Here is a 569-nt window from a genome sequence, read left to right as displayed (position 1 = left end):
GTGTCGTATTGGGCGGTGCTGCTGCCGCTGGCATCGCCGCCGCTCTGAAACTGATAGCTTGCGCCGACGATCAGGTACTCGACGTTGTCGATCGTGCGGGGAGAGCCCGTGAGCGTGAACAAGAAGCCGGGCATGAACGCACGAATGGTGGTGTGACCGTGAGCGCTTTCGCTGCCGGTCTGCTCTTCTTCGAGACGCACGCGTGAGTAATGATCGCCTTCGTCGCCGTTGACGTAACCGAGTTGCCAGTTGTACTTCTCGTACGAGCCGTGGTCATCGCTGAGCGGATTGGCTTGCTGGCTTTGCAAGTCCGCTTTCGGCTTGCGGAAGTCGTAGTCATCGACGACGTAGCGGCCGGTGGTGACGTTGTCCTCGGTGTGCCACTGATCGACGCCCTCGGTCTCGGGCAGCGCGATCTGGTCGGGCGCGAGATAGGGCAGCGAGGCGTAATCGGGCAGGGGATCATGCGCGCTCATGTCGTCGGCGAGCACGAGCGTGTGCTGGCCCATCTGATGCGTGAAGTAGTAGTAGATGCCTTCCTGCTCCATCAGACGGCTGACGAAGGCGAA

General features: G+C 61.3%; 1 protein-coding gene. It reads right to left on the bottom strand.

Translation table 11 applies throughout. The features are described from left to right. Window positions 1-569, bottom strand: a 569-nt coding sequence (locus tag QCE88_RS41950; RefSeq protein ID WP_309911936.1) for a contractile injection system protein, VgrG/Pvc8 family, incomplete at both ends; no start/stop codon positions are given.

It is taken from the genome of Caballeronia sp. LZ035 (genome assembly GCF_031451175.1).
Classification (GTDB): domain Bacteria; phylum Pseudomonadota; class Gammaproteobacteria; order Burkholderiales; family Burkholderiaceae; genus Caballeronia.
This window is presented reverse-complemented; position numbering and strand designations above follow the sequence as displayed.